The 9433-nt window shown below is 52.4% G+C and carries 8 protein-coding genes and 1 pseudogene; 2 read left to right on the top strand and 7 right to left on the bottom strand.

The genetic code is table 11. The annotated features are described in order from the left end of the window. Nucleotides 1–111: 111 nt before the first annotated feature. The 4 genes from PVA01S_RS25460 to PVA01S_RS27585 form a co-directional block, all read right to left on the bottom strand. Complete coding sequence (locus PVA01S_RS25460; RefSeq protein WP_127610627.1) at nucleotides 112–1146, bottom strand: sugar ABC transporter substrate-binding protein; 1035 nt, start codon at nucleotides 1144–1146, stop codon at nucleotides 112–114. A gap of 30 nt (nucleotides 1147–1176) precedes the next feature. After that, nucleotides 1177–2202 (bottom strand): sugar ABC transporter substrate-binding protein, encoded by a 1026-nt coding sequence (locus PVA01S_RS25455; protein ID WP_054798556.1) that lies wholly within the window; start codon nucleotides 2200–2202, stop codon nucleotides 1177–1179. Nucleotides 2203–2283: 81 nt separating this feature from the next. Further along, nucleotides 2284–3735, bottom strand: a complete 1452-nt coding sequence (locus PVA01S_RS25450; RefSeq protein ID WP_127610625.1) for an aldehyde dehydrogenase family protein — start codon at nucleotides 3733–3735, stop codon at nucleotides 2284–2286. 111 nt (nucleotides 3736–3846) lie between these two features. Continuing rightward, nucleotides 3847–3969 carry a hypothetical protein gene (locus PVA01S_RS27585; protein ID WP_258313471.1) on the bottom strand — a complete coding sequence of 41 codons (123 nt, stop codon included), beginning with the start codon at nucleotides 3967–3969 and terminating at the stop codon, nucleotides 3847–3849. A gap of 153 nt (nucleotides 3970–4122) precedes the next feature. Here PVA01S_RS27585 and PVA01S_RS25445 point away from each other — a divergent pair, with 153 nt between their 5' ends. Together PVA01S_RS25445 and PVA01S_RS25440 are read left to right on the top strand one after the other, a co-directional pair. Next, the gene (locus tag PVA01S_RS25445) at nucleotides 4123–4911 is read left to right on the top strand and encodes an IclR family transcriptional regulator (protein ID WP_127610623.1); all 789 of its coding nucleotides are present in this window, start codon (nucleotides 4123–4125) and stop codon (nucleotides 4909–4911) included. Between the two features lie 59 nt (nucleotides 4912–4970). Further along, entirely contained in the window at nucleotides 4971–5753 is a 783-nt protein-coding gene (locus tag PVA01S_RS25440) for an IclR family transcriptional regulator (RefSeq protein ID WP_127610621.1), read from the top strand. Between the two features lie 369 nt (nucleotides 5754–6122). On the opposite strand, the gene PVA01S_RS25435 is transcribed toward PVA01S_RS25440, so the two are convergent. The 3 genes and pseudogenes from PVA01S_RS25435 to PVA01S_RS26900 all read right to left on the bottom strand — a co-directional run. Then, nucleotides 6123–8264 (bottom strand): acetate--CoA ligase family protein, encoded by a 2142-nt coding sequence (locus PVA01S_RS25435; RefSeq protein ID WP_196426831.1) that lies wholly within the window; start codon nucleotides 8262–8264, stop codon nucleotides 6123–6125. Beyond that, nucleotides 8254–9120 carry a p-hydroxycinnamoyl CoA hydratase/lyase gene (locus PVA01S_RS25430; protein WP_196426832.1) on the bottom strand — a complete coding sequence of 289 codons (867 nt, stop codon included), beginning with the start codon at nucleotides 9118–9120 and terminating at the stop codon, nucleotides 8254–8256. Before PVA01S_RS25430 ends, PVA01S_RS25435 begins: the two co-directional genes overlap by 11 nt. A gap of 102 nt (nucleotides 9121–9222) precedes the next feature. Then, nucleotides 9223–9433 (bottom strand): annotated as a pseudogene (locus PVA01S_RS26900) (hypothetical protein); the annotation flags it as partial.

The raw sequence follows: 9433 nt of genomic DNA, 5'->3' as shown, positions 1-9433 counted from the left end.
AATTTGAATTTCCCCTTCGTCAGGAGCGTCGGCTCCGGCAAACATCTCAGCGAGAACACGATTTCGATATCCTGCATGGCTCTCCTCTTTCATCGGGTCTTTACGGCAGGCTTACTTGGGCATAAACGCGTCCGCATTGCTTGCATTGACGATCGTCAGCTTCGAAAGCTGGTCTCTCTCCACGCTCTCGCCGCCGAGCAGCTTCAGGATGTTATCCACGATGATTATCGGGTTCTTGGAAGTCGCCATATCCAGGGTGGTCCGGAGCACGCTTCCCTCTTCCTTCAGCTTCGTTAACATTTCAGGTGTTGCACCGACACCGTTAATGTAAAAATGGCCGGTTGCCTTGCCGTGGGATTTGACAGCCTCATAGGCTCCAAGCGCCTCCGAGTCGTCGATCGTGGCAATGACTTGGATATTCGGATGGGCCGTCAGCAGGTTCTCGGCTACTTTCTGTGAATCTGCCACGGTCAATGCCTCATGCTTCGCTACGATCTTCGCATTCGGCGCGTTTTTCTTGATCGCAGCTTCCAGCGCGACGCCTCGCTCGGTCAGACCGGGGTTATAGGTTGAAATAATGAGCCCGACTTCCGCGTTGCCGCCGAATTTCTCGTTAATCCATTTCGCCGCATCTTCACCTACCGCAGTTCCGACCGCCGTATGATCCGAGTTCACCACGACATCCGCATGCTCGATCCCGAACGATCCCCAGCCGACCACTCTAATCCCGGCATCCTGCGCTTTTTTCAAGGAATCCTCCAGCGGCTTCGGATCGATCGGGAACACGATCATCGCTTGCACTTTGGAGGATACCAGATTTTCAATGTTGTTAATCTGCTTGTTCACGTCCATGCCCGCATTGGCGACCAACAACTCTCCGCCCTGTTCTTGGACCCGTTTCTTAATGGCGCCGATTTGAGCGATGAAGTACGGGTGCGCTTCATCCGGTACCGCAAAGCCTACTTTTAACGGCGCTTTTTCTTTCGAGCCTTCAGCCTGGTTCGAGGAATCGCCCGCAGCCGTGTTCGTGTTGGCAGACGAGGTTTCGTTGCCGCCATTCCCATTTCCGTTTCCGCATGCCGACATGACACCCACAAGCAAGATCGCGATGACCGTTGTCAATAAATGTTTCAATGATCTTTGCACCGTAACATCCCCCTTTGTATTGTCCAAATTTTATTTGGCAAATTGGTCGATATTTCCGCCATCGAGAACCGTAAGTTTGGAGAAATAAATTTTATCCACCCGTTCGCCTTTCACCAGCTTCATGATATGGTTCATCGTGACATCAGGCTGTTTCGCCGTCTCCAAGTCGAGCGTTGCCCGGAAGGCGCCGCCTGCCTTCACCTCAGCCAGTGCCTGCGGCGTTCCGTCTGTTCCGTTAATAAAGAATTTGCCATTATCCCGGCCCGCCGCCTTAACCGCCTCTAACGCTCCCAGACCATAGGGGTCCATCATCGTGGCGATCACCTGCAGGTTCGGATTGGCGGTAAGCATGTTCTCCGCTACACCCTGAGCGGCCGCTTGTGTTCTAGCTTCCTGCACGGACACGATTTTGGCGCCCGGCGCATTATTCCGGATCGCTTCCTCCAATGCCTTGGAACGATCGATCAAACTCTGGTTTGCGCTCGAAACGATGAGTCCCACTTCCGCTTTACCGTCCAGCTTCTCGTTGATCCATTTGGCGGCGGTCTCCCCCATCAGTTTGCCGATCTCTTTATGGCTGATGGTTTGGGTGACGTCAACGTACGGCATGTCATCGTTCCCCAGAGCGATAAATTTAACGCCGGCTGCTTGTGCATGCTGAACGGCGGATTCAACGGCTTTCGGTTCCATCGCGTTAATCAGGATGACTTGAACTTTGGATGCCACCATGTTCTCAATGTCGTTGATCTGTTTATTTACATCGTTGTTGGCTCCGAACACGAGAAGTTCACCGTTTTCTGCGGCAAGACGTTCTTCAATGGCCTTGATTAATAAAATAAAGAACGGGTGGGTCGAGTCGGGAATCGTCACTCCAACTTTCAGCTTGGTTCCCTCTGTTGATTTATTTGCCTGCCCACCCGCATCCGTATTTGCCTGATTATTGCTGGCAGCCCCGCCGTTATTTCCGCCTGAAAGGTTCCCGCTGCTGCTGCATGCCGCAACCAGCAGAAGCATAGCGGACAAAAGGATAATCAATGCCGGTTTGATCTTTTTCATATAAAGCCCCCCTAGTTTTTATTGTTAACGCTTACATTTAACTGTCTATCAGTTCATCTTTCGACCGCTTGATTCTTCGCATCAATGACTTTGCTTGTGATAATTGATCGCATGGTACTCGATGTATTCCGCAAGGCCGACTTCCGAATTTTCCCTGCCGATTCCGCTTTGCTTAACGCCGCCAAACGGCATAAGCTTGGCGCCGAGAGGAGACTGTCCATGTCCATTGATAAACGTCATCCCGGCTTCGATTTCTCGGGTGACCCGCAAAGCTCTTTCAAAATCGGAGGACCATACCGAGGAGGCTAATCCATACTCCGTCATATTAGCCATGCGGAGCGCTTCCTCCTCCGAACGATAAGCAATGAGCGGGATCACCGGTCCGAACTGCTCGCAAGTGACGATGTCTTGGCCGGGTTCAACGTCCCCAACAACTGCCGGCTGCAGGAAGTAGCCGTTGTCCCAATTGGCCGGCTCCAGCTTCTGTCCGAGCTCGATGACCTTCGCACCGCTCTGTCTTGCGCCTTCGATCAGTTCTTTAACATACTGGTATTGCAGCTTATTGTTGACCGGCCCAAGGGTTGCATCCGGGTTCAATCCGTGTCCCACTTTATAAGCGTCCACTAGATCGCATGTTCGCCTGTAAAAAGCGTCGTACATCGCCTGCGGCACGTATACCCGCTTAATATCGAAACAGATTTGACCCGAGCGCCAGAAAGCGCCTTGTACAATTTTGGGGACAACCTCATCCAAATCCGCATCATCGAGAACGATGGCCGGATCGTTGCCGCCCAATTCGAAATGAACACCTTTAAGCGAATCCGCCGCACCTTTCATGATATGCTTCGCTGTCTTGCCTCCGCCGGTAAACGTGATTTTGCGGACCAGCGGGTGGGTGGTCAAAGCCGTCCCTACATCGGTGTCCCCATGAATGACGTTAATGACGCCGTCCGGAAATAAGGCCGCCATTTTTCTCAAAGCCCTACTAATACTGATCGGCGCATTCGGGGAAGGTTTGATCACGATCGTATTGCCCGCAAGCACGGCCGGCACCAGCTTTTGCAGCGTCAAGACAAATGGCGCATTCCAAGGCACAATGGCTGCGATCACGCCGATCGGCCTTTTCTCCACGCTTACAAAGCTGACCTCGTCCTCCGCTTGTTTAGATTGGAAGAAAGCTTGCGCGTTCTCAAGCGTCAAATAGATGACATAGGGGGACAGTCCGACTTCCATGGACGCATCATTCAGAAGCATGCCATTCTCCCGTGTCAGCATTTCCGATAAAGAGGAAGTATCTTCTTCCAATAATTTCGCCGCTTGCATGAACAGCGCACTACGTTCCTCCAGAGATGTTTGTCGCCACGATGCGAAAGCCTGATGCGCCGCCTGAACGGCTTGCTCGACATGCTGAACGGTTCCTTTGGCTACCAGCCCCACTACGTCGGTGTAACGTCCCGGGTCCTTAACCTCGGTATACTGCCCGGTCTCCACATCTTCATTATTGATCAGCAGATGAAGCTTATCGACACCCATGTTCCATGACTCCTTTCTTAATACGAAGCTGAATCTTGCCGAAACCTTGCTTACTGACGGTTGTTCTTGAACCGGGCTCTAAAGAACCGGGACCCGATCGGCGTAAACGTATCAACGGATTTCCGCCTGATCGAAGAAGGCGCTTTCAAAAAAGAAGCCTAGTTCTTCAATCTGCGGTTTCAGGTCTTCTTGGATGACACCCGGTGTAAATTCATTGCACAATCCGATCTTCAATTTAACGACATCCTTTCTACAACTTTTTAATTATTATGAGTTGATTGACTCATTTTATGTTATAATGAAAAAGTATCATGGTTACACGCACGTGTCAATAATCGAAAGCGTTCTTGACGAAAAATTATGCAAAATTAAACGGAGGCAGCTAACATGAAAGACATACATATGAATTCGATTCGGACAATTGATCGGGCGATCGATGTATTACAAGCGTTCAGTGCCAAAAGCACAGCCCTGACTATCGAAGAAATATCGAAAATTTCCAATATTCCCAAAAACACCGTATACCGCATTTTATACACCTTTGAACGCAGAGGACTCGTTCAATTCGATGCCGATGCGTTAACCTATCATCCTGGTCTAAGACTTTTGGAATTTTCTATGCTGAAATCTTCCACCCTTGATGTACGGCAAGAGGCAGAGCCTTTCTTGAAAGAGCTTCATTCCCTAACAAACGAAACGGTTTTGATGGCATTGCCGGAGGAAAATGAAATTTTTTACGTATTCAAAAAAGAAAACGAAAATCATGAAGGCTTAAAAGTAAACACGCTCGTCGGCGTACGCCGTCCTTACTTGTACGGCGTTCTCGGGCAGGCCATTCTGGCGTTTCTTCCGGAAAAACAAATAGAACGCGTTCTAAGCATTCCTCCACAACCACATACGCAGCATACCGTTACGGATGCTGCAAGGATCCGCGAGCGGCTGAAACAAATTAAACGAGAACGCGTTTTTGTTCAATCGAACGAAACCAGCCTCGGCGTCACCGGGATATCCGCGCCTGTTTTCGATATGAACGGCAACGTTGCGGCGGCCATTGCAATCGTCGGTCCCGAAGTTCATCTTCACGATCAACTGGAGGCCATGAGAAACCTTGTCATCGAAACCTCCAATAAAATTTCTTCGAAAATGGGCTGCAGCATGACCGAGACGATCCGCTGAATTGACTGTAAGGAAGGACACCTGTAAAATACAGTCATAATAGTTTTCGGAGGTTTATCATGCGCGAGATCAACATGAGTTCCATCCGTGCCATCGACCGAGCAATCGATGTGCTCGAGGCATTTACCCTTAATAAATCAACATTGACCATTGAGGAATTGTCACAGCTGTCTAAACTGCCTAAAAATACGGCTTATCGAATTTTGTACACGCTTGAACGAAGAGGTTTGATCCAATACGATCCCGAAACTCTAACCTATTCTCCCGGCTTAAGGCTAATCGAGTTTGGTTTGCTCAAAACGTCCATGCTTGACGTCCATCAGGAAGCGGAACCTTTCCTGAACGAGCTCCATCTCCAGACGAATCAAACCGTTCTGATGGCCGTCAGAGAAAATCAGGGACAAGTCTTTTATTCCTTAAAGAAAGAAAATGAAAACTACGAAGGCTTAAAAGTGACGGCGCACGTCGGCGTACGCCGCCCCTTTCTTTACGGGGTACTGGGGCCGGTGTTGCTGGCCTATCAGCCTGACGAAATAATCGAACGCGTTCTGAGTGAGCCAATCGAGCAAATCACACCCTTTACGGTTACGGACAAAGAGCTGGTTCGGCAGCGGCTGCTGCAAATCAGGAAAGATCGTTTCTTTGTAGAATTGAATGAAACGGATATCGGGGTAATCGGCATGTCAGCACCTATATTTGGTCTGGACGGACAAGCTATAGCGGCTATAGGAGTCGTCGGTCCGGAAATTCAGCTGAACGATCGGTTGGAGGAGATCAAACAGCTCATTCAAAGCACGGCCGAGAAAATCTCTTCCCGCATGGGTTACCGACCGGCAGAATAGTGTGGTGTGAATACAGCTAAATTACGCATGAGGTCTCCTTAGAAGCATCGACAACCGCTTGAACGTTCCGGGCAGGTTGCTTTGATCCAAAATGAGCTATGCAACTCAAAATTCATTTCTCGAAATAAAGTACCATGTCCGGGCCGCTTGTGTCAATCACATTGCTCTCAAAATATACAATAAATTTCAACACGGAAAGGACCCTAGCAGGTCCTTTCTATTCGTTATCTGCAGGCAGTCACGGATGGTCATACGGAAATTCCCCTTGTCTGCAAAGCGCTATGTGCTGCGGTTTGCTTCATTATAACCAGGATGTCCATCCGTATTCTCCTCCCCTTTGTAGGTCAAAGAGCGGTCACGCATCGGTCCTCATTCCGATACGACGACAAGCGCATCTAATGCCAATACGCCCTCTCCGTCGGGATATACGATGACCGGGTTAATGTCGATCTCAGCCACTTCCGGCGTCGTTCTCATAAGTTCCGCAACGACCGCCACAACCTTGGCCAGCGCCTTCAAGTCCGAAGGTTTCGCGCCTCGCGCACCGCGAAGGAGCGCGGACGAGCGCAACGTGAGGATTTTCTCCACTATGGCTTCTTCGCTTATATCCGTAGGCATGAAGCATACGTCCTTCAAGATCTCGATCCAGATCCCGCCCAGACCGACCATCACCATCGGGCCCCATTCCGGATCCCTTCGCGCACCGACCACCATTTCAATACCGCGGATTCCCATCTTCTCGACCAGCACGCCCTCCGGCTTCAACCCCGGAAACGCCCGCTGTACATTATCGTGCAACCGGGTCCAGGCTTCGCGCAGCTCAGACTCCTGTCCGATGCCGACAATGACACCGCCGATATCGCTCTTGTGCGCGATTTCGCCGGCTGATATTTTAATGACAACCGGATAACCGATTCTGCCCGCGATTTCGCAAGCTGCCTCCACATCTGCGGCCAGCTCGCCCGCCGGCACCGGAATTCCGGCGGCGGCAAGGTATTGTTTCCCCAGATATTCAGGTAAGGCACCCGTCCCTGGCAGCGGATTCGGCGTTACCGTAACCGTACAGCGGCCCCTGCCCGTTTCGGAGCGGGCGATTCCGGCTTTCGTCACGCAAGCAAGCGCACGGATTGCGCGCTCGGCCGAGCGAAACAACGGTACGCCGGTCGCTTTCATTTCGTCAATCAGCTCATCAGCCAGCTGAGATCCTTCTCCCAACAGGACATACGCGACCGGCTTCCTGGATCCCGATATGGCCGGCAGCGCAGCACGCCCTTTCGCCAGACCTATTCTCGGCGAGCCGGGCAGCACCGCGATCAACAAGCTTCCGACCGCAGCATCCGCAAGAAACGCCTCGGCTGCAGCCGTATACAAACTCATATCCGTCAATGCTTGCGCGGTGATGTCAAGCGGATTCGTGGCCGTCGTGAATTCGGGAAGCACGGGCTTGATTGCTTCGATCGTCGCTTGGGATAGCAGGGGAAGCTCCAGCCCCTCCGCTTGACAGAAGTCAAGGGCGAAGCCTTTGAACGCACCCGAGTCCGTCACAATCGCGGTACCGCGATCGGGCAGGACGGGATAGCAGGTGAGAAACCATGCGACGTCTACCAATTCCTCCATCGTATCCACCATAATGACGCCTTCATGCTCCAGCAGCGTCTGAATGACCGTGTAATCTCCGGCGAGCGAGCCCGTATGCGATTGTGCAGCTTCCCTCGACGCCTCGCTCTTGCCGGGATGCAGCAGTACGATGAATTTCCCCTTCTCTCTGGCCTTCGATGCCAGTTGCAAGAACAGCTGCGGCCGGCGAATATGCTCGACGTACATGGTCACCACCCGGGTCAATGCGTCATCCAGCAAATAGGCCAGATAATCCTCAACGCCGACCGCTGCTTCGTTGCCTGTGGAGATCGCATAGGAGAGCGGTATGCCGCGGGCCTGGCTTGTTTCCCGCAGCGAAGACATCATTCCTCCGCTTTGCGTCAGCACGCACAGGGCCAATTGACCCTCCACCGCGGTAGCCTTCAGACCCGGCGCGAAAGTCAACGGAACACGATCGATAAAATTGGTTAACCCCATGCAATTCGGTCCGGCCACCGCCATCCCGTTCTCGCGAGCGATCTCGGTGATTTGCTGCTGGGCAATCATCCCTTCATCGCCTGCCTCCGCGAACCCTGCGGCAAAAATCATGACGGCACCTGCCTCCCGTCGCGCGCAAGCCCGTACCGCTTCTACCGCCGCCGCTTGAGGAACACACAACACCACGGCGTCGATCCCTTTCGGCAGGTCATCGATGGCCGGCACGCACCGAATCCCGTTCACTTCTTCCCGGTTCCGGCTGACCATGTGAATCTCACCGTCATAGCGAAAGCGCCGCAGGTGGTCTACAACGGCTTCGCCAGGCGATCCCGGCGCAGCCGACACCCCCACGACGGCAATCGAGCGGGGGTGAAGCAGCTTCTCCACGGAGACCGTCGCAGCGGCATTGGCCAGCGGCTTCGAATTAAGACTCACGCTTGTAACCCTCCAGTCCCGGGCGAAACGTCTTATCGTCAAGGAACTGCTTGAGCCCCTGCTGCCGTCCGCGTTCCGGATCAAGCGATATTTGCTGCTGTTGTTTCGCCGCTAAATAATCTTCAGCCGTATCCCATGGCATGTCGCGGGAATATTTATAGCCCATCTTCGCCGCGTTCAGAACAACCGGATTTTTGCTAAGCAGCGTTCTCGCCAGTTCAACCGTCCGCTCCCGCAGTTTTTCTTTCGGCACCGCTTCGTTCACCAAGCCCATTTCCACAGCTTTTACGCCGTTAAACGGTTCGCCGGTCATAATATAATAGAGCGCGTTGCGCTGCCCCATTACCGCGGCAACCGCGCGGGTAACGTTCCCTGCCGGAATGATTCCCCAGTTAATTTCAGACAAACCGAAAGTGGCATCCTCTGCAGCAATGGCCAAATCGCAGGAAATCAGGGGGGTGAAGGCTCCGCCGAAGCACCAGCCGTTCACCATGGCGATTGTCGGCTTGGAGTAGTACATCAGCTTTCGCCACTGCCAATTCGTTGCCGTTCGGCGCACTTTCGCGATCTCGGCTTGCGACTTCCTCTCGGTTTCACGGAAGTATTCTTTAAGATCCATACCGGCCGAGAAGGAATCTCCCGCGCCCGTCAGCACGACGACGCCGCAGCGATCGTCCAGCTCCAATTGCTCCAAAATCTCAACCATCTCTTCGTTCAGCGCCGGACTCATCGCGTTCCGCTTGTGCGGACGGTTCAAGATCACCCAGGCAATACCGTCCTCAAATTCAACCTTCACGTTCTCTCCACCAATTGCTCCTTGATCCTTCACGGGTTGGTTTTCTTCCTGCATCGACATGTAAGATATCCCTCTTTTCAATAGATTTCGATCAATGGTTAGTGGAATTTGGTTACCACGAAAGCTCCCGTTGCTTTAAGGTTGCCTCCGTTGATTATCCCTTCAACCCCCAGCCGCCAACTGGACCGACGGCACAGCTTTTTTCTTTCTGTTTTTATGCTGGAGACCGTCCAGACCGATTGCCGCAATCAGCACGACCCCTTTGATGATGCTTTGGTAGTAATCGCCTACATTCATTAATACCAGACCGTTGCTCAGCACCCCGATGATGAGAACACCGGTCAGTACGCCGGATATTCTCCCTTCACCGCCC

Origin of the sequence: Paenibacillus validus NBRC 15382, from assembly GCF_004000985.1 — a bacterium.
GTDB lineage: Bacteria > Bacillota > Bacilli > Paenibacillales > NBRC-103111 > Paenibacillus_G > Paenibacillus_G validus.
Note: the sequence above shows the minus strand (reverse complement) of the source record. Positions and strands in the feature narration are given on the sequence as shown.